Source organism: Streptomyces sp. NBC_01429 (assembly GCF_036231945.1).
Classification (GTDB): Bacteria; Actinomycetota; Actinomycetes; order Streptomycetales; family Streptomycetaceae; genus Streptomyces.
Genome location: NZ_CP109599.1, coordinates 6,742,279 through 6,765,380, shown reverse-complemented (window position 1 = coordinate 6,765,380; position 23,102 = coordinate 6,742,279). Strand labels below are relative to the sequence as shown.

Below are 23,102 nucleotides of genomic sequence, written 5' to 3'. Positions count from 1 at the left end.
CGGCCGCCGGAACGGAGGGTGTCCGGCGGCCGGGAGGACCGCGGCCGAACCGCGACTAATATGAGCTGATCTTTTTCGGCCATGACTGACGTGGAGCCCCTCATGAATCTCGGCGTGCGCTGGACCCTGCACGGAGACGGGCGCACGCCCGCCCCGGGCGCCGTCGTGCGCCCCGACGAGCGGCTCTCCTGGCCCCGTACGGCGGGGCTCGGCGCACAGCACGTCGTGGCGATGTTCGGCGCGTCCTTCGTCGCGCCGGTACTGATGGGCCTGGATCCCAACCTCGCGATCATGATGTCCGGCGTCGCGACGGTGATCTTCCTGCTGGCGACCCGGGGCCGGGTGCCCAGCTATCTGGGCTGCTCGCTCTCGTTCGTCGGCGTGGCCGCCGCCATCCGGGCCTCGGGCGGCGACAGCGCCACCGTCACCGGCGCGATCCTGGTCGTCGGCGCCGTGCTCTTCCTGGTGGGGCTCACGGTCCGGCGCTTCGGCGCCCGGATCATCCACGCCGCGATGCCGCCGGTGGTGACCGGCGCGGTCGTCATGCTGATCGGCTTCAACCTGGCGCCGGTGACGGCCGCCACGTACTGGCCGCAGGACCAGTGGACGGCGCTGCTGGTGATGGTCTTCACCGGGCTCGCCGTGGTCTGTCTGCGCGGCTTCTGGTCCCGGATCGCGATCTTCCTCGGACTGGTCTTCGGGTACGGCGTCTCCTGGCTGTTCGACCGCGTCTTCGGCCGGATCCACTCCACCGCCGGGGGCGCGGAGGCGGTGGACCACTGGCGGCTCGATCTGTCGGGCGTCGGCGGGGCCGACTGGATCGGGCTGCCCGATTTCCACGCGCCGAGCTTCGAATGGTCCGCGATCCTCGTCGCGCTGCCGGTCGTCATCGCGCTGATCGCGGAGAACGCCGGGCATGTGAAGGCCGTCGGCGAGATGACCGGCGACCCCCTCGACGACGAGCTGGGCACGGCGATCGCCGCCGACGGCGCCGCCTCGATGCTCTCCACCGCCGTGGGCGGGCCGCCCAACACCACGTACTCCGAGAACATCGGCGTCATGGCCGCCACCCGCGTCTACTCGACCGCCGCCTACTGGGCCGCCGCCGGTTTCGCCCTGCTCTTCGGGCTCTGCCCCAAGTTCGGCGCGGTCGTCGCCGCGATCCCCGGCGGGGTGCTCGGCGGGATCACCGTCATCCTGTACGGCATGATCGGGCTGCTCGGCGCGCAGATCTGGACCAACGCCGGGGTGGATCTGCGCAATCCGCTCAATCTGGTGCCGACGGCCGCCGGGATCATCATCGGGGTCGGCGGGGTGAGCCTGCGGATCACCGACAACTTCGAGATCGGCGGGATCGCCCTCGGCACGATCGTGGTGATCACCGGCTATCACGTGCTGCGCGCCTTCGCGCCCCCGCACCTCAAGGAGCAGGCGCCGCTGCTGGACTCCGGGACCTCGGCCTACGACAAGGACGAGTGACCGCGCGCCCGTTGCCCCGCACCGCTCCTCACCCCTTCGCCAGCCGGTAGGCGTACTCGGGGGTGAACGAGCCCGCCGTGCCCCGGCAGCCGTCCGACTCCCCCGGCAGCTTCACCCAGAGGTAGGCGTCGATCCGCGCCTCGCCCGTCTCCGTCGTCGGGGCCCGCCCGAGCGCCCGGCCCGCCGGATCGCACCACTGTCCGTCCGGCGGGGCCCCGTTGCCGTTGCGGCTGGTGTCGATGACGGCGCCGAGCCGGGCCGGGCCGTCGAGCGCGGCGAGCACCCGGCGGGCGTAGTCCGCCTCGTCGGCGGTGCGGTGGAAGTTGGAGACGTTGGTGAAGATGCCGTCACCGCTGCCGGCGGCTCCCGCCGCGCGCAGCAGGGCCGCCTGCTTCCCGGCCGGATGCCAGCCGGAGTGGCCCGCGTCGAAGTAGACCTTCGCCCCGGGGGCGGCGGCGTGGATCGTCCGCCCGGCGCGGGCCAGGGACGCGTACCGCGCGGCGCGCTCCGGCGCGTCCAGACAGTCGGAGAGCGCCACCGAGTCGGGTTCGAGGATCACGATCGCCGGCCCCTCCTCCAGACCGGCCGCGAAGTCCCGTATCCAGTCGTCGTACGCGTCGAGATCGGGCGCCCCGCCCTGGGAGGCGCCCCCGCAGTCCCGGTCGGGGATCGCGTACGGCACCAGCACGGGCACCCGACCGGCCGCGGCGGCCCCGGCCGTCACGGAGCGGACCTCGCCGGTGACGGCACCCGGGTTGTACGCGGGGAACCAGACGGCGGCGGGCCGCGCCGCGATCCGCGACTCGATCAGCGGCCGCCGGGGGTCGTCGCGGTGCCCGGCCACCCAGTCGAGCACCTGGGAGTCGGGGTGGCGGTAGAGCGGCGCCGCCGCCGGCTCGGTACGCGCGGCGGGCGCCGCCGTACGGGACGGGGACGGAGCCGGGGGCGGCGCGGGCGCGACGGGCGCCGGGGCCGACGCCGAGGAGAGCGCCGGGGAGGGTACGGGCGGGGCCGGATCCGTCGGCGCCGGCCGGGAGGCGACGGGCGACGGGATCGCGGGCAGCGGCCCCGGCGAACGCCTCACCTCGGGCCCGGCCGTGTCCCGCTCCGGCGGACCGCCGGACGCGGACATCATCCCGCTGACCGTACCGGCCGCCACCACCACCGAGACCACGACGGCCATGGCGTGGCGGCGGACCGCACGCCGCCGTTCGAGCCGTTCCGTACGGCGCCGAGCACGCGTTCCCGCCACGCCGGCTTCCCCCCTCGCACACCGCGCCCCGACGGGGCGGCACCCGCGCGAGCCTACGGCCGGCGATCCGCCCGAGGGGCCCGGAACCGTACCGGCGGCCCGTCCGAAGGGCCGGGTTCCACCACGAGCGCCGACCGCCGTAGACATCTGGCGTACCGGCACCCGATCCACCGGGCGGCGTCTCAGTCCTCGGGGAGTTCGACCGGCGCGAGCGCGTCGAACAGATCGCCGGGCCCCGGGTTGGTGGGGTCGGTGGCGCCGCCGAAGTGGCGCATCACGCCCCACACCGCGTTGAGCGCGGTCTGCACGGCGCCCTCGGCCCAGCCCGCCGTCCACGAGATGTCGTCCCCGGCGAGGAAGATCCCGCGCTTGTCGGCGGGCAGCCGGTCCTGCATGAAGTGGGTGAACAGGCGCCGCTGATAGCGGTAGTGGCCGGGCAGGTTCGCCTTGAAGGCGCCCATGAACCAGGGCTCGTTCTCCCAGGAAACGGTCACCGGGCTGCCGATGACATGGCGGCGGATGTCGACCTTCGGATAGATCTCGCCCAGCGAGTTCAGCATGACCTCCATCCGCTCCTCGGCGGAGAGCGGAAGCCATTTGAGGCTGTCGTCGCACCAGGTGTACGAGAGACAGATGACGGCGGGCCGGCCGGGGCCGTTGTCCAGCAGGTAGGTGCCGCGCGTCATCCGGTCGGTGAGCGTCATCGACATGACGTCGCGTCCCGTCGGCTCACCCCGGTCGTCCACGGACTCGTCCAGCCAGAACGGCCGGTCGACGGGGACGAACAGCTTGGACGACTCCATGTAGTGGGTGCGCTCCATCGCCGTCCAGTGGTCGATCGGGAAGAGCGTGTCGTCACAGGCGATCCGGGAGAGCAGCAGCCAGGACTGCGCGGTGAAGACCGCCGCGCGGTAGGTGCGGATGGCGCCCGAGGCGTCGGTGACGGTGATCCGGTCGCCGGCGGTGCGGTGCAGCCGGGTGACGGCGGGCCGGGGAGCGCCGCCGTGCAGTGAGGAGAGCGAGGTACCGGCGGGCCAGTGGGTGATCTTGCCCGGCTCGCGCTCCCACAGCCGCAGCGGAAGCTGTCCGCTGCCGCCGACGATGGAGCGGTGGTGGTCGTCGGCCTCCGTGTAGACCACCCGCAGGATCTCCAGGATGGAGTGCGGGAAGTCGGTGTCCCAGCCGCCGGTGCCGAAGCCGACCTGGCCGAAGATCTCCCGGTGGCGGAAGGACGCGAAGGCGGGCGAGTCGCAGAGGAAGCCGTAGAAGGTCTGGTCGTCGAGCTTCTCGACCAGCCGCGCCCAGATCTCCCGGACGCGCGGGACGTCGCGCTCGCGCAGCGCCCGGTTCATGTCGGAGAAGTCGGCGCCCTCTTCGAGACAGGTGTTCCAGGCGTCCATGACATCGCGGAAGACCTGCGGCAGGTCGTCGGCGGTCCTGGCGTAGTGGGAGGTGCCCTTCAGGTCGATGACGGTCGACGGCGTGTCCGGGGCCAGCGGGTTGGGGAACGGCCGGGTGCGCAGACCCACCAGATCGATGTAGTGCTGGAGGGCGGTGGAGGAGGGCGGGAAGCGCATCGCGCCCATCTCGGCGGTCAGTTCGGGATCGCACCCGTCGAAGCCGACCGTACGGAGCCGGCCGCCGATCCGGTCCGCCTCGTACACCACCGGCTTGAGGCCCATCTTCATCAGCTCGTACGCGGTGATCATCCCGGAGAGCCCGCCGCCGATGACGGCGACCTCGGCGCCGTGCTCGGTCGCGGGGATCTGGCCGAGCCCGGCGGGGTGGGCGAGGAAGTCGTCGTACGGGTAGGGGAAGTCGGGGCCGACCATGGTGATGGGCGGCAGCTCGCCGGGGCCGGCCTCCGGCCGGGGGCGGTGGCCGGAGGCGGGCGATGTGGACGTCATGGGGTGCGGACTCCTTGCGGGAAGAACAGTGCGGGGTCAGACGAGGGAGCCGTACAGCCCGGGGCGGCGGTCCTGGAGGTACGGGTTGGCCGCGCGCGAGGCGCTCAGCAGCGCCGGGTCGACCTCACCGATGACCAGTTCCTCCCCGCGCCCAGCGCGCACCCGGGTCGCGCCGTCGGGCGCGGCCAGACAGCTCAGCCCGACGAACTCGAACTCGCCTTCCGGGCCGGTCCTGTTCACATACGCCACGTACATCTGGTTCTCGAACGCCCGGACCGGCACCACGGATTCGGCGACGAACTGGAAGGGGTGCATCTGCGCGGTGGGCACGAGCAGCAGATCGGTGCCGGCGAGGGCGTGGGCCCGTACGTTCTCCGGGAACTCCACGTCGTAGCAGATCATGATCCCCAGCCGCAGCCCCGCCAGTTCGGCCTGGACGACGGCGTGCTCCCCCGGGGTGAACCACGCGCGCTCGAAACAGCCGAAGAGATGGGTCTTGCGGTAGTTCGCGAGCCGCTCCCCGTCGGGTCCGATCAGCTGCGCGGCGTTGAAGATCAGCTCTCCGGCCCGCTCGGGGTAGCCGTAGAGCACCCCGAGTCCGTGCCGTACCGCGATCGCGGCGACGGCCCCGGCCCCCGGGCCGTCGGCCGGCTCGGCCAGCCGGGGGACCGCGTCGGCGATGGCGTACCCGGTCAGGAACATCTCGGGGCACACCAGCAGCCCGGCCCCGGCCGCCGAGGCGCGCTCGGCCGCCGCCTCCAGAACCTCCAGATTCGCGGCCACCGAACCGGGGCGGCCGGAACTCTGGAGCAGGGCGGTGCGCAGGGGCGGCATGGCTGACCTCGGGCGTGACGAAGGGGGCGGCCGGGGCCACCGGGACGGGCTGGGGGGCAATGCACTGACCGTACGGTCCGGCCCGCTCAGCCGACAAGGCACGCCTGTTGCGCATCGGGCATCGATCCGTTGCGTCTTCACCCCGCCCTGCGGCGATTCATTGCCGGGGGACGCTGCGGCGGGTGGCGTCGAGGGTGCCCAGCAGGGTGAGGGCCTGGGCGGTGGGGCTCGCCGGCCGCGCGTGGTAGATCACCAGTTGCTGGCCGCGCGCTCCCCGTACGTCGAAGGTCTCGTAGGTCAGCGACAGCGGCCCGACCTCGGGGTGGACGAGTTCCTTGGCGTCGTCGTGGCTCTTCCCTTGGACGGTCTGCGCCGCCCAGAGGACGGCGAACTCCTCACTCGCCGCGGCAAGCGTCCTGACGACCTCCCGCAGGCGGGGGTAGTGCGGGACGAGGCCGGTGCTCTGGCGCAGATTGGCCACCGCGGCCTCGGCGGCCCGGTGCCACTGTGCGTAGAAGCGCCGGCCCGCCGGGTCCAGGAAGATCATCCGGGCGAGGTTGTCCGCGCTGTCGAACGGGGAGAACAGCGCGTCGGCCGCCGGATTGGCCGCCAGGAGGTCCAGGGCCGGGTTGAGGACGAACGCCGGGGTGTGCCGGTAGCCGTCCAGCAGCAGGCGCAGCGTCGGGCCGACGGTCTCCCGGGGGTGCGCCCGCAGGCCGGCGGGCACGGCGTCCGCCAGCCGGTACAGGTGGTCGCGGGCCTCGTCGTCCATGCGCAGTGCGGCGCTGATCGCGTCGAGGACCTGCGCAGAGGGGCTGGACTCGCGCCCCTGTTCCAGGCGGGCGTAGTAGTCGGCGTTCATCCCGGCCAGGACGGCCACCTCCTCCCGCCGCAGGCCCGCCACGCGCCGGTGCCCGTAGGACACCAGTCCCACCTCGCCGGGCAGCAGACGCGCGCGGTGGGCGCGCAGGAAGTCCCCGAGGTCGTTACCGGTCATCCGGCCAGGCTAGGCGCTGCCGCCCGGCCGTGCCTGGGTGTGCCATGCCCGGGCACAGCCCGTCGTGGCCGCGCCCTCCCGGCCCGCCCAGACTTCGTCGGACACCGACGGAAGGACCGGGCCGACATGACCGTCACCACCGACGAGTACGAGCGACTGACGCGACGCCTGCGCGACCTGGAGGACAAGGAGGCCCTGCGCGCGCTCATGATCCACGGCTGGAGGGCGCTGGACCGCAAGGACTGGGACACCTGGATCGAGTGCTGGGCGCCGGACGCCGTGCTGGAGTTCGGGCCCTGGGAGGAGATCCGCGGGAGGGCGGCGGTACGGGACCGGGTGGTCGCGGCGGAATCCCCGTACCCGGGCATGCAGCACCACATCCTGAACATGGCGTTCGACGTGGCGGGCGACCGGGCGACCGGCGTCGGCTACATGTGGTTCGTCGCCGTCACCGGACCCGGCGGGACGTCCGCGCCGTACTCGATGGGAGGCCCCTACGACTGGGAGTTCCGCAGGGGCCCCGAGGGGTGGCTGCTGACCCGGCAGAGGCTCGGGGTGCTGTGGACCCGGGGCGAGGACCCTGCGCGGGCGTTCGAGTAGCCGCCCGGGGCCGTGCCCCGCGTGGTCAACGCGGGGCGCCCGGGGAGGAGCGGCGCAGCAGCGGGGAGAGGACGAGCACCGACTTGGTGCGCTCCACATACGGCTCGCCCGCGATGCGTTCGAGCACCTGCTCGAAGTGGCGCATGTCGGCGGCGAAGACCTGCGCGATCGCGTCCGCTTCCCCGGTGACGGTGGAGGCCGCCACCACCTCCGGCATCCGTTCGAGGCTCCGGTGGATGACCTCGGGCGAGGTGTTGCGGCCGCAGTGGATCTCGATGAACCCCTCGGTCCGCCAGCCCAGCGCCGCCGGATCGACCCGTACGGTGAAGCCGGTGATCGCCCCCGCCGCGCGCAGCCGGTCGACGCGCCGCTTCACGGCGGGCGCGGACAGGCCGATACGGGAGCCGATGTCGGCGTAGGTGCGGCGGGCGTCCTCGGCGAGGGCGTGGACGATGCGTTCGTCGAGATCGTTGAGTCGCACGGCTGGTGGTTCTTTTCTGCGCGGTGACCGGTCGGGGACGGCGCGGGCCGGGGGCCCGTGCTGCCGTCATCCGAAGTAGACCACGCGCCCGGCCGCCGCCGCGTCCCGGCTACGCGGCGGCCAGCAGGCCCGCCCGCAGCTGGCCGGTGATGCGGCTCAGCAGGCGCGACACCTGCATCTGGGAGACGCCGAGTTCGGCTCCGATCTCGGCCTGCGTCATCTCGTCGCCGAACCGCATCCGCACGATGCGCCGCTCCCTGTCGCTCAGCGCCGCGAGGAGCGGCTTCAGCGACTGGACGTCCTCGACCGCCTCCAGCGCCGCGTCGGGCGCGCCCAGCCGGTCGGCGAGCGGGGGCGGCGAGTCCGACGTGTCGTCGGCGGGGATGTCGATCGATCCCGCCGTGTAGCCGTTGCTCGCGACGATGCCCTCGATGATCTCCTCCTCGTCCAGCCCGAGGTGGTGCGCGAGCTGGGCGGTGGTGGGCGCGCGGTCGAGGCGCTGGGACAGCTCGTCGGTGGCCTTGGCCAGGTCGAGGCGGAGCTCCTGGAGCCTGCGGGGCACGTGCACGGCCCAGCTGGTGTCCCGGAAGAACCGCTTGATCTCCCCGACGACGTACGGGACGGCGAAGGTCGCGAACTCCACCTCCCGGCTGAGTTCGAAGCGGTCGATCGCCTTGATCAGGCCGATGGTGCCGACCTGGACGATGTCGTCCATCTGGTCGGCGCGGTGCCGGAAGCGGGTGGCGGCGTAGCGCACGAGCGCGAGGTTCAGCTCGATCAGGGTGTTGCGCACGTAGCTGTGCTCGCGCGTGCCCTCCTCCAGCCGGGTCAGCCGGGCGAAGAAGAGTTTCGACAGCTCCCGGGCGTCCCGGGGTGCCACTTCGGCCGGGCAGGGGACGTGGGGAAGCCTCAGGTCGGCCGCCTCGGCCCCCGGGCGGCTTCCGTACCCCGTGCGTCCGGTCGTGACCGTATTCGCCGTGGACACTTCGGCCTCCCCTGCTCCGCTGCTCCGCCTGCCGGTGCGCCGTTGGCGGCGCAGGGCGCGTGTACCCCGTCCCGGCGCGCTCATGCCCGTTCAGCGGGGATCGGTATATGCCGGACCGGGCCGCCGCGTGACGCGAGGGCCCGGTCCGGTACGCGGCGGATCCAGGGGCTTTCTTTTGGATCAGGCCGGATCCAAACGAAAGCCCCTAGCTCCAACTGGCGTGCAGCGGCTTGCCCTCGGCGTATCCGGCGGCGCTCTGGACGCCGACGACGGCCTTCTCGGTGAACTCCTCGACGGAGTTGGCGCCCGCGTAGGTGCAGGAGGAGCGCACGCCCGCGATGATCGAGTCGATCAGGTCCTCGACGCCGGGGCGGGCCGGGTCGAGGAACATCCGCGAGGTGGAGATGCCCTCCTCGAACAGCGCCTTGCGCGCCCGGTCGTAGGCGGACTCCTCGCTCGTACGGTTGCGGACGGCGCGGGCCGAGGCCATGCCGAAGGACTCCTTGTAGAGCCGGCCGTCGGAGGACTGCTGGAGGTCGCCCGGGGACTCGTACGTACCGGCGAACCAGGAGCCGATCATGACGTTCGAGGCGCCCGCGGCGAGCGCCATGGCGACATCGCGCGGGTGACGGACGCCGCCGTCGGCCCAGACGTGCTTGCCGTGCTTGCGGGCCTCGGCGGCGCACTCCAGGACGGCGGAGAACTGCGGCCGGCCCACGCCGGTCATCATGCGGGTGGTGCACATGGCGCCGGGGCCGACCCCGACCTTGACGATGTCCGCGCCGGCCTCGATCAGATCGCGGACGCCCTGGGCGGAGACGATGTTGCCCGCGACGACCGGCACCTTCGGGTCGAGCGCGCGCACCGCCCCGACCGCGGCGATCATCGACTCCTGGTGGCCGTGGGCCGTGTCGACGACGAGCGTGTCGACGCCCGCGTCGAGCAGCTGCGCCGCCTTGCCGGCGACATCGCCGTTGACGCCGACGGCGGCGGCGACGCGCAGCTTGCCCGCGGCGTCGGTGGCGGGCGTGTAGAGGGTGGCGCGCAGGGCGCCCTTACGGGTGAGGATGCCGACCAGCCGGCCGTCGGCGTCGACCGCGGGGGCGAGCTTGCGGTTGGCGTTGTCGAGGGTGTGGAACGCCTCGCCCGGGTCCATGTCCGCCGCGATCAGCACCAGGTCCTTCGACATGACCTCGGAGAGCTGGGTGAAGCGGTCGACCCCGCTCAGGTCGTGCTCGGTGACGATCCCGACCGGCCGGTTCTCGCCGTCGACCACGACGCCCGCGCCGTGCGCCCGCTTGGGCAGCAGGGACAGCGCGTCCCCCACGGTCTGGAGGGGGGCCAGCACGATCGGGGTGTCGAGCACCAGGTGGCGCGTCTTGACCCAGGAGATGACGTCGGTGACGACCTCGATCGGGATGTCCTGCGGGATGACGACGAGACCGCCGCGCCGGGCGACGGTCTCGGCCATCCGGCGGCCGGCGATCGCGGTCATGTTCGCGACGACGAGGGGGATGGTGGTGCCGGTGCCGTCCTGGGCGGAGAGGTCCACCGCCTGGCGGGAGCCCACGGCGGACCGGCTCGGCACCATGAAGACGTCGTCGTACGTCAGGTCGTACGACGGCTGCTGGTCATTGAGGAAACGCACGTGCAGAACATCCCAGTCGATCGGAGTTGCCCCGGTCGGTGGAGCCGGGGAAAACGCACGTACTCGATTGTCCCACGCGGGGCCCCGCACCCGCCCCCGGGCAAACCTCCAGCTCGGAGCGGGTGGACTCGTACGATCCGCCAGGACCGGACCGTCACGCGGCGTCGGGGTCCGCGCGCTCCAGGGCGGGCTTGGGCGCGGGGGTGAACTCCGTCAGCAGGAAGTCGGCCGCCGCGGTGTCCGTGACCAGACTGGTCACCAGCCCCGACCGCAGGACGGCGCCGATCGCCTCGGCCTTGCGCAGCCCGCCCGCGATCGCCACGACCTCGGGGATACGGCGCAGCCGGTCGGCCTCGACCGTGATGCACCGCTCGCCCAGATCGCGGCCGACGAGCCGCCCCTCGGCGTCGAAGAGGTGCGCGGACATCTCGGCGGCGACGCCGAGCGTGGAGTAGTGCGTCCGCTCCTCGTCGGTGAGCATGTCGTGGACCGTGGAGATGCCGGGCTCCCAGGAGCCGATGGAGACGGCCGCGACGGTGACCTTGTCGAAGTACTCGAAGGCGCGCGCGATCCCGGTCTGGCCGCGCAGCGCGGCGGCGGTGGCCGGGTCGGGAAGCAGCATCGGCGCGTAGATGGGGTGCGCCTCGCCGCCGGAGACCTGGGCGGCACGCCGTACCGCCTCGACGGAACCGCGTTCCGCTGTGCCCGCGTCGTAGACGCCGGTGAGCTGGACGACCGTGCAGGGCGGCAGCCGGTCGAGCGCGGCGGCCATGTGGATGGTGGAGCGGCCCCAGGCGAGGCCCAGCACATCGCCCTCGACCACCAGTTCGCCGAGGAGTTCGGCGGCCACCTCGCCGAGGTTCTCCGGGTCGGGCGACTCGTCCTCGCCCTCGGCGGGCGATTCGACGACCACCGCGTGGCGCAGGCCGTAACGGGCGCGCAGCGCGTCGGAGCGCTCGGCGTCGAGTTCGGCGGGGACCCGGATCTCGATCCGTACGAGATCGCGCTCCAGGGCCGTCTCCAGGACCCGCGCCACCTTGAAGCGGCTGACGCCGAACTCCTCGGCGATCTGGATCTTGGACTTGCCCTCCAGATAGAAGCGACGCGCCATGGCCGCCGCCTGCACCAGCTCCGCAGGTCCCATCCGCAGCCCCGGCCGACCTGCCGACATACCAGGCACCGCGATCTCCTCACTTCTGTTCACACTCTGGACTCGCTGTTCATCCTGTCAGATCCAGCGGTCCTCGATCGGCCCGTGAAGGCCCTGTTCATATTCCCGTGGCCCGGGGGCCGGTCACCCGTCCGCCGGGTCAGTGTCCGCAGGCCCAGGAGGCCGCCGCGGTGGCCTCGGTCGCCTGGTTGCGCAGCATCCGCACGGCCGCCGCCGGGTCGTCCGTCCCGTACACCGCGGATCCGGCGACGAACACGTCGGCGCCCGCCTCCGCGCAGCGCTCGATGGTGGTGGCGGAGACGCCGCCGTCGACCTGGAGCCACAGTTCGAGGCCGTGCTTGGAGATCAGCTCCCGGGTCCGGCGGATCTTGGGCAGCATGATGTCCAGGAACGCCTGGCCGCCGAAGCCGGGCTCCACCGTCATGATCAGCAGCATGTCCAGCTCGGGCAGCAGATCCTCGTACGGCTCGATGGGCGTCGCGGGCTTCAGCGCCATCGACGCCTTCGCGCCCTTGGCCCTGATCTCGCGCGCCAGCCGTACGGGGGCGGCCGCCGCCTCCACGTGGAAGGTGACGGACCCGGCGCCCGCCTCGACGTACTGCGGGGCCCAGCGGTCCGGGTCCTCGATCATCAGATGGCAGTCGAGCGGCGTCCCGGTGGCCCGGCCGAGCGCTTCGACCACGGGCACGCCGAGGGTCAGATTGGGCACGAAGTGGTTGTCCATGACATCGACATGGAGCCAGTCGGCTCCTTCGACGGCCTTCGCCTCCTCGGCGAGACGGGCGAAGTCGGCGGACAGGATGCTGGGGTTGATCTGGGCCATGTGCCAAGCCTGCCATGCTCCGGACGTGTTCCCGACCGCGCGGTGAACCTTGGTACGGACCCATACCTCGCACTCCGCTCAATCCGCGCGTCTCACCGCTCCCGCGGCGGCTCAGGCGGTACGGCGCAGCAGCGCCAGATACATGGCGTCCGTGCCGTGCAGATGCGGCCACAGCTGCACGTCCGGCCCCTCGCCCAGCGCCGGTACGCCCGGCATCAGCGGCCTCGCGTCGACCCACTCGGCCTCGACGGGCGGCCCGCCGCGCCCCTTGAGGACGTCCTCGACGACGGCCCGGGTCTCGGCGAGGTGCGGGGAGCAGGTCGCGTAGCCGACGACGCCGCCGACCCGTACCGCGGCCAGCGCCTCGCGCAGCAGTCCGCGCTGGAGCGGCGCGAAGCCCTCCAGGTCCGCGGGGCGGCGCCGCCAGCGCGCCTCGGGCCGCCGCCGCAGCGCGCCGAGGCCGGAGCAGGGGACGTCGACCAGGACCCGGTCGAAGGAGCCGGGCACCCAGGGCGGCCGGGTGCCGTCCGTGGTGATCACCTGGTACGGGCCGGGGTTACCGGCGAGCGCGCGCTCCACGAGCCGGGCCCGGTGGTGCTGCTTCTCGGCGGCGAGCACGAACGCGCCGCGTCCGGCGGCGAGCGCGGCCAGCAGCGCCGCCTTGCCGCCGGGTCCCGCGCAGGCGTCGAGCCAGCGCGCGTCGGCGCCGTCCACCGGCGCGTTGGCGAGCGCGACGGCGACGAGCTGGCTGCCCTCGTCCTGCACCCCGGCCCGGCCGTCCCGTACGGCGTCGAGCGCGCCCGGCTCGCCGCCCTCCGCGAGCCGTACGGCATACGGCGACCAGCGGCCCGGCAGGCCGGAGTCCTCGCCCACCGCCGCGAGCAGCTCGTCGGTGGTGGAGCGGCCCGGCCGGGCGACGAGGGTCACCTCGGGCCGTTCGTTGTCCGCTTCGAGCAGATCCTCGATACCGGCCCGGCCGCCGCCGAGCGCGTCCCAGAGCGCGGAGACCACCCAGCGGGGGTGCGAGTGGACGACCGCGAGATGGTCCTCGGCGTCCTCGTCGTACGGCGGGGCGACCCGTTCCACCCAGGTGTCCAGATCGTCCCGCGCGATCTTGCGCAGCACGGCGTTGACGAACTTGGCCCGCCCGTCGCCGAGCACCACCCGGGCCAGCTCCACGCTGGCCGACACGGCGGCGTGCGTCGGGATCCGGGTCCCGAGCAGCTGGTGGGCGCCGAGGGCGAGCACGTCGAGCACGGGCGGGTCGACCTCGCGCAGCGGCCGGTCGACGCACGCCGAGATGATCGCGTCGTACGTTCCCTGCCGGCGGAGCGTCCCGTACACCAGCTCGGTGGCGAGGGCGGCGTCGCGCGCCTCGAAGTCGGCGTTCTCGCGGGCCTTCTTGAGCAGCGGCGGCAGCACGAGGTTGGCGTACGCGTCCCGCTCGTCGACGGCCCTGAGCACCTCGAAGGCGAGGAGCCGCACGGGGTCCTTCTTGGGACGGCGGTAGGGCTTGGCGGGACGGCGAGGGGCCTGCTGGTTCAAAGGTGCTCCGCGGTGGGATGAGGACCGACCGGCGCAGGAGGGGCGGGAGCCCCCGTGCGCCGGTCGGTCCAAGAGTCGATCCCTCTCAGCCTACGTCCGCCCGGCCGAGCCGTTCGCCCGGGGCGATCCGCACCCCGCGCGCCCAGTCGGCGGCGCGCATCGGCTTCTTGCCCTGCGGCTGGACCCAGAGCAGCTCGGTGGCGTGCGAGCCGGTGCCGACATGGACGTTGTTCTTGCCGACGGCGAGTTCCCCCGCCGCCAGGTCCGTGCGGTCGGGCACCAGCCCCAGCTGGACCAGCTTGAGCCGCTCCCCCCGGAAGACGGTCCAGGCACCGGGCGCCGGGGTACAGGCGCGGACCACCCGGTCGACGCGCAGCGCGGGCGCCGCCCAGTCCACCTCGGCGTCCTCCACGGTGAGCTTGGGGGCGAGCGAGATGCCGTCGGCGGGCTGCGGTACGGGCTTGAGGGTGCCGTCCTCGATGCCGTCCATGGTCGCGGCGAGCAGCCCGGAACCGGCGAAGGCGAGCCGGGTCAGCAGGTCGCCGCTGGTGTCGGTGGGCCGCACCCGCTCGGTGATCACGCCGTACACCGGACCGGAGTCGAGTCCCCGCTCGATCTGGAAGGTGGCGGCGCCGGTCATCTCGTCGCCCGCCATGACGGCGTGCTGCACGGGCGCGGCGCCGCGCCAGGCGGGCAGCAGCGAGAAGTGCAGATTGACCCAGCCGTGCACCGGTACGTCGAGGGCGACCTGGGGCAGCAGAGCGCCGTAGGCCACCACCGGACAGCAGTCGGGGCCGATCTCGCGCAGCCGGGCCAGAAACGCCTCGTCCCGCGGCTTCACCGGCCTGAGCACCTCGATCCCGGCCTCCTCCGCCCGCTGGGCAACAGGACTGGCGACGAGCCGGCGGCCACGCCCGGACGGCGCGTCGGGCCGGGTGACGACGGCGACGACGTCATGCCGCTCGGAGGCGATGAGTGCGTCCAGGGCGGGTACGGCGACCTCGGGGGTGCCGGCGAAGACGAGCTTCATCGGTGGCTGACTGCCTCTCGTACGTACTACGGGCTGACGCGAGCGGTCACGGAACGGGCCCATCAGTCTAGATGGCTCGCACGGCAGGGGGCGTACGACGGCCTGCGCGCCCCGCGCATATGCGCATACGCCCCCGCAGCGTGACCAGATCGCCAGGTGGCGCGTTGTCAAGAGAGATTGACCAAGCGGGCCGCACCGGTGCGGCCCTCCTTATTCATCGCCGGTTCGAGAGGCTTGTTCATGGCCGACCACGCAACCCACGACGCACAAGCCCGGGCAAGTCTCCACCTGTTGGTGCGGGACATCGAGCGGGTCAGGCGGCAGGTGGACGCACTGCGCACGCTCACCGCCCAGTTGGGCAATGTCTACCGCCCGCGACGGTCGGGCCCCTCCACGGGCTTCGTCGTCTACGGCAGGGCCCCCGCTCCGACCGTACGGCTCGCTCAGGAGCTGCGGGACAGCGTCGAGACCCTGGTGACCGCCGCGGTGGACTTCGACCGCTCGCTGGGCTTCTCGTGGGACGCCGTGGGTTCGGCGCTGGGGGTCACCAAACAGGCGGTGCACCGGCGTTACGGAACGCGCCGGGCGACGCAGCAGCCCGCCGCGGCCGACCCGGACCGCGCCCAGGACCCCACGGCGCCCCGCCCGCCGCTCCCGATCGTGCCGGGCGCCACCCCGGTGGTCCCGGCCGCCCGCTCCATGCCGCCGCAGCCGACGGCAACGGCGCACACGCTCAGAGACGACCCCCGCCCCACGGCTTTCCCGGGCCCCCGAGGAGGCTGACGCGAGGGCCACCACCAGGTGCGGGCCCACAACACAGGCCCGCACCACCCCACACCACCAGATACGCGGGGGACGGCCCACAGCCCCGCACACCCCCACCACCAGCGGCCCACCCACCCCCATCACCACCCACCAGCGGTGCGGGGTCGGGCTCACCGGCGGGAGGGGGCCGGGGTCGCAGGAGGTGCGCATCCGGACAATAAAGCGTGATTTGTTCCGCTCGGCAGCCCGCACCCGAAGAACAGGCCCGCACGCGGCGTACGGGGGGGGCCGGGGGTGTCCCCCGGAAAAGCACAGCATGCCGTCCGGACATGCGCCTCCGGAGGCGCCGGCCCCCGCACCACAACGAACCACCCGCACCACCACCGCACCGCACCGCCCCCCAGCCCCCCAGCCCCCGCCGGACGGCGCACCGCACCACCTCAGCCAATATCCGGCGGATCGATCCGAATCCGGACCTGCGCAACACCACCCGCACCACCCGCACCCCGCGCAGCACCCGCACCCGAACGCCCGCCGCCCGCACTCCGCACCGCCCGCGCGGCCTTCAGCGCCGCCGCCAGCGCCGCCCCGCTCCCGGGCGGCACCCGTACCAGCGCCCGCTCCCAGCGCTCCCCCACAGGCGGATCGCCCGGCCGCCGCGCCCGCGCCCCGCCGGACGCCCCGCCTGCCCCTCCAGGCCCACCCGGCCCGCCGCTCCCCCGGCCCAGCTCCTCCACCCGCATCGGCACCGGCCCCAGCACCTCCGCGTCGCCGGGCAGTTCGGCCTCGGCGAGGAAGGGGCCGACGGCGTCGAGCGGCCCCATGACCGCGGCCATCCGGGACACCGGCGGGAATCCGAGTTCGGCCCGCTCCGACAGCTCGCGCCGCGCGTGCCCCACCGGATCCCACCGCACCAGGGCCTGCACGGGCCGCAGCGTCGGTTCCGCGACGACGACCACCGTGCCGCCCTCGCTCTGGCCGCGCACGAGTGACGCGGCGTGGATCCAGCGCCGCAGGGCCTCCTCGCCGGCCCGTAGGTCGGGGCGCCCGAGCATCGCCCAGCCGTCGAGGAGCAGCGCCGCCGCGTATCCGCCCTCGGCGACCGGCTCGGCGCCCGGGGTGCTGACCACGAGCGCGGGGCGGGCCGGTACGGAGTCGAGCACGTGGTCGCGTCCGGAGGTGCGGACGGGGACGGCGGGAAACGCGCGCCCCAGTTCCTCCGCCGTGCGCCGCGCCCCCACGATCCGCGCGCGCAGCCGGAAGCCGCCGCACTCCGCGCAGTGCCACCGGCCGGTCTCCTCCCGGCCGCACCACCCGCACCGCAGTTCCCCTTCGCGCGGGGCCTCCAGCGGGCCCGCGCAGTGCCGGCAGCGGGCGGGGGTGCGGCAGCGCTCGCAGGAGAGCCGGGGGACGTAGCCGCGCCGGGGGACCTGGACGAGCACCGGCCCGGTCTTCAGCCCTTCCCTGACGGCCTGCCAGGCGAGGCTGGGCAGCCGCGCGGCGCGCGCGGCCTCGTCCCGGGCCAGCTCGCCGTCGCCGATGGTGCGGACGAGCGGCGCGGCCGTACGGACCTGGTCGCGGGTGGCCACCAGAGGCAGGGCCCAGCCGGTGGCGACGAGTTGGGCGGCCTCGACGGTGCATCCCGTACCGCCGACGAGGAAGGCGCACTTGTCGTGGGCCGCGCGCAGTTCCAGCACCTCGCGGGCGTGCGGCTGCGGTGCGTGCGGCTCGCTGTGGCTGCTGTCCCCGTCGTCCCAGACGGCGACGAGCCCCAGGTCCCGTACCGGCGCGAACATCGCCGCGCGGGTCCCGACGACGGCCCGCACCGAGCCGCGCCGGACCGCGAGCCATTCCCGGTAGCGCTTCTCGGGCCCGGCGTCGGCGGTGAGGAGCGCGTGCCGTCCTTCGCCGAGGAGTCCGGTGAGCGCCGCGTCGACCCGGGCGGCGCTGCGCCCGTCCGGTACGACGACGAGGGCGCCCCGGCCGGACGCCAGCGTCGCCGCGACGGCGCGCGCCAGCTCGGCCGCCCAGTGCGGGCCGGGCAGCGCGGTCCACACCGCGCGGGGCGCACCGCCTGCGGCGAGGGCGCCGAGGAACGCGGGTCCGTTCACGTACCGCTCCCAGGTGCCCGCCTCGGGGGCGGCGGGCGGCGGGAGCGGCTCAGGGGAGGGCTTCGCCTCGGCTCGCGCGTTGCGCGGCGGGACCGCGAGCTGGAGCACGTCGGCGAGGCTTCCCGCGTACCGGTCGGCGACGGCCCGCGCGAGGCCGAGCAGCCCGGCGCCGAGGACGGGCTCGGGCGACACCACCCCGGCGAGCGCGGCGAGCGGGCCCGCGTAGTCCGACTCGGCCCGGCGCTCGACCACGAACCCGTCGATCAGCCGCCCGCCCTCCCGCCGTCCACCACGCACCCGGTGCGCTCCGGCCCCGAACCGCACCCGCACCCGCACACCCGGCTGCGCCGCCTCGTCCAGCTCCTCGGGCACGGCGTAGTCGAAGAACTGGTCGAGGTGGAGCACCCCCTTGTTCACCACCACCCGCGCCACGGGCAACTCCCCCGCCAGCGCGGCCCCCCGCCACGTCTTCGGCTTCGCCCGCGGCACCTTCGCCTGCCGCACGCTCTCCCGAATCAACGCAAGCTGCTCCGGCCCACCCCCGGCGGGCTCCCCGGACTGCTTGTCGTCGCTGCTCACAGCCCCATACCTACCAGATACCTCGGACACCGGCGGCCGGCGGCAACGCTGGCTCTTCTCGGCACACGGCTCGCCCGACTCGCGGACACCCACGGAAAGACCGAAGCCGCGGAACGGATCAGATCGCGGCTCGATATCCCGGAGCAGGGAACGGATCCGGAAGCGGACTCAAAGCCGGACGACGACCCGGGCGACGGCCCCGACGGCGGTCCGGACGCCCAGGACACATCAGAAGGCCCGTCGCGGGAGGAGTGAAACGGGGCGCCACGGGCCCACCGGGACAGCGGCATGGGGCCCCGGACTCCGCGTCCGCGGTGTCCGGGGCCCCATGAGCCGATCAGCGACGGGTCACACGCCCGCGGCCGCGCGCAGCGCGTCCACGCGGTCGCGGCGCTCCCAGGTGAACTCCGGGAGTTCGCGGCCGAAGTGGCCGTACGCCGCCGTCTGCGCGTAGATCGGGCGGAGCAGTTCGAGGTCGCGGATGATCGCGGCCGGGCGGAGGTCGAAGACCTCCGAGATGGCCTGCTCGATCTTCTCCGTGTCGACCGTGGCCGTGCCGAAGGTCTCGACGAAGAGGCCGACCGGCTCGGCCTTACCGATCGCGTACGCGACCTGGACCTCGCAGCGCGCGGCGAGGCCGGCGGCCACCACGTTCTTCGCGACCCAGCGCATGGCGTAGGCGGCGGAGCGGTCGACCTTGGACGGGTCCTTGCCGGAGAAGGCGCCGCCGCCGTGGCGGGCCATGCCGCCGTACGTGTCGATGATGATCTTGCGGCCGGTGAGCCCGGCGTCGCCCATGGGGCCGCCGATCTCGAAGCGGCCGGTCGGGTTGACCAGCAGGCGGTAGCCCTCGGTGTCCAGCTTGATGCCGTCGTCGACAAGGCCCTTGAGGACGTGCTCGACGACGAACTCGCGCACGTCGGGGGCGAGCAGCGAGTCCAGGTCGATGTCCGACGCGTGCTGCGAGGAGACCACGACCGTGTCGAGGCGTACCGGCTTGTCGCCGTCGTACTCGATGGTGACCTGGGTCTTGCCGTCGGGGCGCAGGTACGGGATGGTCCCGTTCTTGCGGACCTCCGAGAGGCGGCTGGAGAGCCGGTGCGCGAGGTGGATCGGGAGCGGCATCAGCTCGGGCGTCTCGTCGCAGGCGTAGCCGAACATCAGGCCCTGGTCGCCGGCGCCCTGCTTGTCCAGCTCGTCCTCGTCACCCTCGACGCGCTTCTCGTACGCCGTGTCGACGCCCTGGGCGATGTCGGGCGACTGCGCTCCGATGGAGACCGAGACGCCGCAGGAAGCGCCGTCGAAGCCCTTCTTGGAGGAGTCGTAGCCGATCTCCAGGATCTTGTTCCGCACGAGCTGCGCGATGGGCGCGTAGGCCTTGGTGGTCACCTCTCCGGCGACGTGCACCAGACCGGTGGTGATCAAGGTCTCCACGGCGACCCGGGAGGACGGGTCCTCTTCGAGGAGGGCGTCGAGAATGGTGTCGCTGATCTGGTCAGCGATCTTGTCGGGGTGACCTTCGGTCACGGACTCCGAGGTGAACAGACGGCGGGACACATCGCTCCCTGTGGTTGCAGCGGCTGCTGGCTGATCATTGGCGGACCGGCGGGGGGCTGCGGCCTCCGCGACGATCCAGGACCACTTTATCGGTCGAATCGGGTCACCGGGGCAAGTGTCTCGTTCTGTGGGAGTCGCTTCGCCCGTGGCCCTGGAATTATGGGCCATGGCGAACGCCCCGGCCAGAGGCCCTCACGGCGGCTTCGCGCCGGTCTTCCCGGCGGTTTCGCGACACTCGCCGCGGCTGCCGGGCCCCACCCCGGAAGCGGGTCGAAAGTCGCCCATACCGGTCGGCCGCCCTGATCGCGCAACGCACTGTTCATACGCGCCCCCCGCGCGCCCGCGCCGAGCGTCCCTGCCCGCGCCGAGCGCCCGCGCCGCCGCCCCGCCCGCGCCCCGCCACCGCCCGCGGCGTCCGCCCGCTCAGCCGTCGTTCCCCGGAGAGCCCGGCAGCCGGTGCGCCACCAGGTCCCACACCACGTCCGCCAGCGCCTCCTTCGGCCCGTACGGCACCGGCGTCTCGCCACCGTCCGCCGCCAGCACGACCGCCTCGTTCTCCTCTGCGCCGAAGGTCTTCCGTTCCCCGACCTCGTTGACGACGAGCAGGTCACAACCCTTGCGCCGCAGCTTGTGCCGGCCGTTGGCGAGGACGTCGTCCGTCTCGGCGGCGAAGCCGACCACCACCTGGCCCGGACGCGCCCGCTCGGCCGCGACCTCGGCGAGGATGTCCGGGTTGCGGACCAGGGCGACGGGCGCGGGCTCCTCGCCGTCCTTCTTCTTGATCTTGCCCGAGGCGTAGGACAGTGGCCGGAAATCCGCCACGGCCGCCGCCATGACCACCGCGTCGGCCCCGGCGGCGGCCTTCAGCACGGCCTCCCGCAGCTGTACGGCGGTCCCCACATGCACCACGTCGACGCCCGCCGGGTCGGTCATCCCCGTATTGGCCTCGACAAGGGTGACCCGCGCGCCCCGGGCCGCCGCCGTACGGGCCAGGGCGTACCCCTGCTTGCCCGAGGACCGGTTGCCGAGGTAGCGCACGGGGTCCAGCGGTTCGCGCGTACCGCCCGCGCTGATCACCACGTGGCGGCCGGCCAGATCGGGTTCCGCCACGCCCCGCGCCAGCACCCGGCGGCAGAGTTCGAAGATCTCCCCCGGGTCCGGCAGCCGGCCCTTGCCGGTGTCCACGCCGGTGAGCCTGCCGACGGCGGGCTCGATGACGACGGCGCCGCGCCGGCGCAGCGTCGCCACGTTCTCCTGGGTGGCCGGGTGCTCCCACATCTCGGTGTGCATTGCGGGCGCGAAGACGACCGGGCACCGGGCGGTGAGCAGCGTATTGGTCAGCAGGTCGTCGGCGAGCCCGTGCGCGGCCTTCGCGAGCAGGTCGGCGGTGGCCGGGGCGACCACGACCAGATCGGCGGACTGCCCGATCCGCACGTGCGGCACCTCGTGGACGTCGGACCAGACCTCGGTGGAGACCGGGTGGCCGGAGAGCGCGGACCAGGTCGCGGCGCCGACGAAGTGCAGGGACGAGGCGGTCGGTACGACCCGTACGTCATGGCCCGATTCGGTCAGCCGCCGCAGCAGCTCGCACGCCTTGTACGCGGCGATCCCGCCCGCGACCCCCAGAACGACCTTCGGCCTGTCCACCGTGTTCTCTCCCCTCCACGGGCCCCACAAGGCGGGCCCCACAAGAACCTGCCCGCGCCCACGAGGACGTGGCGGCTTCCCTGACACCTCCCATGACACACCACAGGCCCGGCAGTCGCTCTACCGGGCCTGGGGTGAGAAAACCTGTGCTGTTGGGACGCCTACTGGGCCGGGCCCTCGATGGCCTCGGAGGTCAGCAGACCCGCGTTGATCTCGCGCAGGGCGATCGAGAGCGGCTTCTCGTGGACGTGGGTGTCCACCAGCGGACCGACGTACTCAAGCAGGCCCTCACCGAGCTGCGAGTAGTACGCGTTGATCTGACGCGCGCGCTTGGCCGCGTAGATCACGAGGCTGTACTTCGAGTCCGTGGCCTCGAGCAGCTCGTCGATCGGCGGGTTGATGATGCCCTCGGGCGTGGTGATGGAAGAGGACACTCTCTTGCCTTCCGAAGAAAATTCAGGGAAAAACAGGTGGTCGCGCACTTCTGTGTACCGCGGGATTTCACCGCTGTGGTCCGAGGAATCCTCGTCCGCCCGGAATCCGGGCAGCACACAAAAGATCACGCAACTGACATCAAGGCTAGCAGCTCGCGCGCCACATCCTCGACGGAGGTGTTGACCAGCGTCGTATCGAACTCCGACTCGGCGGCCAGTTCCACCTTGGCGGCCTCCAGCCGGCGCTCGATCACCTCGGCCGATTCGGTACCGCGTCCGGTGAGCCGGCGCACCAGCTCGTCCCAGCTCGGGGGGGCCAGGAAGACCAGCCGGGATTCCCCCATCGACTCCTTGACCTGCCGGGCTCCCTGGAGGTCGATCTCCAGGAGTACGGGCTCACCCGCCGCCAGCCGGTCGAGGACCGCCTGACGCGGGGTGCCGTAACGGTTGCCCGCGAACTCCGCCCACTCCAGCAGTTCGCCGTTGGCGACCAGCTTGTCGAACTCCTCGTCGGAGACGAAGAAGTACTGGACGCCGTGGCGCTCGCCGGGGCGCGGCTTTCTCGTGGTGGCCGACACCGAGAGCCATACCTCGGGGTGGACCTTGCGCATATGCGCGACGACCGTGCTCTTACCGACCCCGGAGGGGCCGGAGAGCACGGTCAGCCGCGGTCGTACCTCTGCTGCCATGCAGCGATTATCCAGGTTCCCGGGAGTGCCCGGGAACGTCAGGCGGGCTTACCGCCGAACTCGCGCTCCAGGGAGGCGATCTGGTTGGAGCCGAGACCGCGGACGCGGCGGCTTTCGGAAATGCCGAGCCGTTCCATGATCTGCTTGGCGCGGACCTTGCCCACGCCGGGCAGGGATTCGAGCAGGGCGGAGACCTTCATCTTCCCGATGACGTCGTTCTCCTGGCCCTGCTTGATCACGTCATGAAGCGACGCACCGGAGTGCTTGAGTCGATTCTTGACCTCGGCCCGCTCCCGGCGAGCCGCGGCGGCCTTTTCGAGCGCGGCTGCGCGCTGTTCAGGGGTAAGGGGCGGAAGAGCCACGCCTACGTCACCTCGGATGTCGAACTGTCGGATACGGACCGGTGAGGAACCTAATCGCCCCACACCAGGCGAGCAACGGGCAACGCACTGCACGTTGGCTCTCGACGGAGACTAGCGGCCATGGCCGCCGGAGTCAGCGAGAACAGACGAAAAGTCCTGGTCAGCATCGATCGGAGTTAGCTTTTGGGGCATTTTGCCCAACTTTT

20 protein-coding genes are annotated in these 23,102 nt (G+C 72.9%); 3 read left to right on the top strand and 17 right to left on the bottom strand.

Annotated features, from left to right (window positions below; genetic code table 11):
• Positions 1 to 102: 102 nt before the first annotated feature.
• Complete coding sequence (locus OG627_RS29900) at positions 103 to 1,479, top strand: uracil-xanthine permease family protein (protein ID WP_329073088.1); 1,377 nt, start codon at positions 103 to 105, stop codon at positions 1,477 to 1,479.
• A gap of 28 nt (positions 1,480 to 1,507) precedes the next feature.
• Here OG627_RS29900 and OG627_RS29895 read toward each other — a convergent pair whose 3' ends face one another.
• The 4 genes from OG627_RS29895 to OG627_RS29880 all read right to left on the bottom strand — a co-directional run bounded on the left by OG627_RS29895 (position 1,508) and on the right by OG627_RS29880 (position 6,469).
• The gene (locus OG627_RS29895; protein ID WP_329070358.1) at positions 1,508 to 2,731 is read right to left on the bottom strand and encodes a glycoside hydrolase family 6 protein; all 1,224 of its coding nucleotides are present in this window, start codon (positions 2,729 to 2,731) and stop codon (positions 1,508 to 1,510) included.
• A gap of 182 nt (positions 2,732 to 2,913) precedes the next feature.
• Entirely contained in the window at positions 2,914 to 4,638 is a 1,725-nt protein-coding gene (locus OG627_RS29890) for a flavin monoamine oxidase family protein (protein ID WP_443073561.1), read from the bottom strand.
• Positions 4,639 to 4,674: 36 nt separating this feature from the next.
• On the bottom strand, positions 4,675 to 5,472 hold the full coding sequence (locus OG627_RS29885; RefSeq protein WP_329070357.1) for a carbon-nitrogen hydrolase family protein: 798 nt from the start codon (positions 5,470 to 5,472) through the stop codon (positions 4,675 to 4,677).
• 157 nt (positions 5,473 to 5,629) lie between these two features.
• Positions 5,630 to 6,469, bottom strand: a complete 840-nt coding sequence (locus OG627_RS29880) for a helix-turn-helix transcriptional regulator (RefSeq protein WP_329070356.1) — start codon at positions 6,467 to 6,469, stop codon at positions 5,630 to 5,632.
• A gap of 126 nt (positions 6,470 to 6,595) precedes the next feature.
• Between OG627_RS29880 and OG627_RS29875 the strand changes: the two genes are divergently transcribed.
• Positions 6,596 to 7,069 carry a nuclear transport factor 2 family protein gene (locus OG627_RS29875; protein ID WP_329070354.1) on the top strand — a complete coding sequence of 158 codons (474 nt, stop codon included), beginning with the start codon at positions 6,596 to 6,598 and terminating at the stop codon, positions 7,067 to 7,069.
• A gap of 25 nt (positions 7,070 to 7,094) precedes the next feature.
• On the opposite strand, the gene OG627_RS29870 is transcribed toward OG627_RS29875, so the two are convergent.
• The 7 genes from OG627_RS29870 to fmt all read right to left on the bottom strand — a co-directional run bounded on the left by OG627_RS29870 (position 7,095) and on the right by fmt (position 14,752).
• The gene (locus OG627_RS29870) at positions 7,095 to 7,550 is read right to left on the bottom strand and encodes an Lrp/AsnC family transcriptional regulator (RefSeq protein WP_329070352.1); all 456 of its coding nucleotides are present in this window, start codon (positions 7,548 to 7,550) and stop codon (positions 7,095 to 7,097) included.
• Between the two features lie 109 nt (positions 7,551 to 7,659).
• On the bottom strand, positions 7,660 to 8,535 hold the full coding sequence (locus tag OG627_RS29865) for an RNA polymerase sigma factor SigF (RefSeq protein WP_443073560.1): 876 nt from the start codon (positions 8,533 to 8,535) through the stop codon (positions 7,660 to 7,662).
• Positions 8,536 to 8,740: 205 nt separating this feature from the next.
• Positions 8,741 to 10,183, bottom strand: coding sequence for a GuaB1 family IMP dehydrogenase-related protein (locus OG627_RS29860; RefSeq protein WP_329070350.1), 1,443 nt, complete (start codon positions 10,181 to 10,183; stop codon positions 8,741 to 8,743).
• A gap of 154 nt (positions 10,184 to 10,337) precedes the next feature.
• Positions 10,338 to 11,387, bottom strand: coding sequence for a sugar-binding transcriptional regulator (locus tag OG627_RS29855; protein ID WP_329070348.1), 1,050 nt, complete (start codon positions 11,385 to 11,387; stop codon positions 10,338 to 10,340).
• Between the two features lie 106 nt (positions 11,388 to 11,493).
• The gene (gene rpe / locus OG627_RS29850; protein WP_329070346.1) at positions 11,494 to 12,177 is read right to left on the bottom strand and encodes a ribulose-phosphate 3-epimerase; all 684 of its coding nucleotides are present in this window, start codon (positions 12,175 to 12,177) and stop codon (positions 11,494 to 11,496) included.
• A gap of 111 nt (positions 12,178 to 12,288) precedes the next feature.
• Positions 12,289 to 13,722 carry an RsmB/NOP family class I SAM-dependent RNA methyltransferase gene (locus OG627_RS29845; RefSeq protein ID WP_329070344.1) on the bottom strand — a complete coding sequence of 478 codons (1,434 nt, stop codon included), beginning with the start codon at positions 13,720 to 13,722 and terminating at the stop codon, positions 12,289 to 12,291.
• Positions 13,723 to 13,807: 85 nt separating this feature from the next.
• Positions 13,808 to 14,752: a methionyl-tRNA formyltransferase gene (gene fmt / locus OG627_RS29840; protein WP_329070342.1), complete on the bottom strand. Its 945-nt coding sequence runs from the start codon at positions 14,750 to 14,752 to the stop codon at positions 13,808 to 13,810.
• Between the two features lie 240 nt (positions 14,753 to 14,992).
• On the opposite strand from fmt, the gene OG627_RS29835 reads away from it, so the two are divergent.
• Complete coding sequence (locus OG627_RS29835; protein WP_329070341.1) at positions 14,993 to 15,535, top strand: hypothetical protein; 543 nt, start codon at positions 14,993 to 14,995, stop codon at positions 15,533 to 15,535.
• Positions 15,536 to 15,957: 422 nt separating this feature from the next.
• Here the strand turns inward: OG627_RS29835 and OG627_RS29830 are convergent, their stop codons facing one another.
• The 6 genes from OG627_RS29830 to OG627_RS29805 form a co-directional block, all read right to left on the bottom strand.
• Positions 15,958 to 18,207 carry a primosomal protein N' gene (locus tag OG627_RS29830; protein WP_329070339.1) on the bottom strand — a complete coding sequence of 750 codons (2,250 nt, stop codon included), beginning with the start codon at positions 18,205 to 18,207 and terminating at the stop codon, positions 15,958 to 15,960.
• 348 nt (positions 18,208 to 18,555) lie between these two features.
• Complete coding sequence (gene metK / locus OG627_RS29825; protein WP_329070337.1) at positions 18,556 to 19,764, bottom strand: methionine adenosyltransferase; 1,209 nt, start codon at positions 19,762 to 19,764, stop codon at positions 18,556 to 18,558.
• A gap of 423 nt (positions 19,765 to 20,187) precedes the next feature.
• Positions 20,188 to 21,411, bottom strand: a complete 1,224-nt coding sequence (gene coaBC, locus OG627_RS29820) for a bifunctional phosphopantothenoylcysteine decarboxylase/phosphopantothenate--cysteine ligase CoaBC (RefSeq protein ID WP_329070335.1) — start codon at positions 21,409 to 21,411, stop codon at positions 20,188 to 20,190.
• A 161-nt stretch (positions 21,412 to 21,572) separates the two neighbouring features.
• Positions 21,573 to 21,845: a DNA-directed RNA polymerase subunit omega gene (gene rpoZ / locus OG627_RS29815; RefSeq protein WP_003970369.1), complete on the bottom strand. Its 273-nt coding sequence runs from the start codon at positions 21,843 to 21,845 to the stop codon at positions 21,573 to 21,575.
• Positions 21,846 to 21,970: 125 nt separating this feature from the next.
• On the bottom strand, positions 21,971 to 22,534 hold the full coding sequence (gene gmk / locus OG627_RS29810; protein WP_329070334.1) for a guanylate kinase: 564 nt from the start codon (positions 22,532 to 22,534) through the stop codon (positions 21,971 to 21,973).
• Positions 22,535 to 22,572: 38 nt separating this feature from the next.
• Positions 22,573 to 22,896, bottom strand: a complete 324-nt coding sequence (locus OG627_RS29805; protein WP_114621852.1) for an integration host factor — start codon at positions 22,894 to 22,896, stop codon at positions 22,573 to 22,575.
• Positions 22,897 to 23,102: the final 206 nt, after the last annotated feature.

Coding starts and splice junctions, on each gene's coding strand:
- OG627_RS29900 (WP_329073088.1), top strand. CDS start 103: ATGAATCTCGGCGTGCGCTGGACCCTGCACGGAGACGGGCGCACGCCC.
- OG627_RS29890 (WP_443073561.1), bottom strand. CDS start 4,638: ATGACGTCCACATCGCCCGCCTCCGGCCACCGCCCCCGGCCGGAGGCC.
- OG627_RS29885 (WP_329070357.1), bottom strand. CDS start 5,472: ATGCCGCCCCTGCGCACCGCCCTGCTCCAGAGTTCCGGCCGCCCCGGT.
- OG627_RS29880 (WP_329070356.1), bottom strand. CDS start 6,469: ATGACCGGTAACGACCTCGGGGACTTCCTGCGCGCCCACCGCGCGCGT.
- OG627_RS29875 (WP_329070354.1), top strand. CDS start 6,596: ATGACCGTCACCACCGACGAGTACGAGCGACTGACGCGACGCCTGCGC.
- rpe (WP_329070346.1), bottom strand. CDS start 12,177: ATGGCCCAGATCAACCCCAGCATCCTGTCCGCCGACTTCGCCCGTCTC.
- fmt (WP_329070342.1), bottom strand. CDS start 14,752: ATGAAGCTCGTCTTCGCCGGCACCCCCGAGGTCGCCGTACCCGCCCTG.
- OG627_RS29835 (WP_329070341.1), top strand. CDS start 14,993: ATGGCCGACCACGCAACCCACGACGCACAAGCCCGGGCAAGTCTCCAC.
- gmk (WP_329070334.1), bottom strand. CDS start 22,534: ATGGCAGCAGAGGTACGACCGCGGCTGACCGTGCTCTCCGGCCCCTCC.